The sequence below is a fragment of the Nonomuraea zeae genome, from assembly GCF_005889725.1.
Lineage (GTDB): Bacteria > Actinomycetota > Actinomycetes > Streptosporangiales > Streptosporangiaceae > Nonomuraea > Nonomuraea zeae.
On sequence record NZ_VCKX01000746.1, the window covers coordinates 1 to 538 of the forward strand.

Annotated in this window: 1 protein-coding gene; it reads right to left on the minus strand. The window is 71.9% G+C overall.

The window, feature by feature from the left end:
* Positions 1 to 31: 31 nt before the first annotated feature.
* Positions 32 to 538: hemerythrin domain-containing protein (locus ETD85_RS62720; RefSeq protein ID WP_138699155.1), on the minus strand; the 507-nt coding region annotated here is incomplete at its 5' end.

Sequence of the window (538 nt, forward strand, 5' to 3'; positions counted from 1 at the left end):
CACTACGCGCGCGCCGGGGCGGGGGTGGGGTTCAGAGGCCGTGCCGCGCCAGGGGCTCGACGAGCTGGTGCTCCTCGTACGACAGGTGGGACAGCAGACTGTCGGTGAGCAGGTCCACGGTGGCGCGCAGGTGGTCGAGGCCGCCCGGGTCGGTGACGAAGGCGACGAGAGCGCGATCGACGCGTTCGATGATCTTGTGAATGGCCTGGTGCTCCTCCGCGAGGCGGTCGAGCACGGGGGTGAGATCGGGCTCGGCGCGGCGCAGGCGGGGGAAGACGACGGCGTCCTCGCCGGAGTGGTGCATGGTGACGAGCCGGCAGTAGGACTCGCAGTAGGCGCCGAGGGTCCAGTTGTTCTGGCGCATGGTCATGGTGTTGATGTGGGAGCGGGCCGCGCCCGCGTCGAGCGTGCCGGCGGCGACCTGGTCGACGAGGTCGCGCAGCTGGGCGAGCTCGGCGCGCAGGTGGTCGTGGACGTCGATGAGGTGCTGGCCGTCGGCCTGTTCGCGAGGGGTGTAGCGGCGCTCGGGGTCCGGGCG